The 311-nt window shown below is 62.4% G+C and carries 1 protein-coding gene; it reads left to right on the top strand.

Features of this window, described 5'->3' with window-relative positions:
- The coding region (locus EN869_RS33940; RefSeq protein WP_135916152.1) for an MFS transporter at window positions 1–311 on the top strand (311 nt) is incomplete at both ends.

The following is a 311-nucleotide window of genomic DNA, read 5'->3' on the forward strand; positions in this document are numbered from 1 at the left end:
TTGTGGCAGCCTACTTCTTCGGCGCGGAACGAGCAGGAAAGGCCTTTTCGCTCGTCATGACCGGACTGACGGTAGCAACGATCTTTGGATCGCCGTTGGCAACGTTCCTGGGTCAGACGCTCGGCTGGCGGAACACCTATCTCGCGGTGGCTGCACTCTGCGCCGTCGCATTCCTTGCACTGTTCCTCTTCGTTCCGCGCTCCGAAGCCCTTCGCGGAGGCTCGGTCGTGCACGAGCTGTCGGCGCTGCGGCGGTGGGATGTCTGGGCGATGATCATCGTCGCGGCCTTGGGGATATCGAGCATTTTCGCG

Origin of the sequence: Mesorhizobium sp. M2D.F.Ca.ET.226.01.1.1, from assembly GCF_004022705.2 — a bacterium.
In the GTDB taxonomy this organism is placed as follows: Bacteria; Pseudomonadota; Alphaproteobacteria; order Rhizobiales; family Rhizobiaceae; genus Mesorhizobium.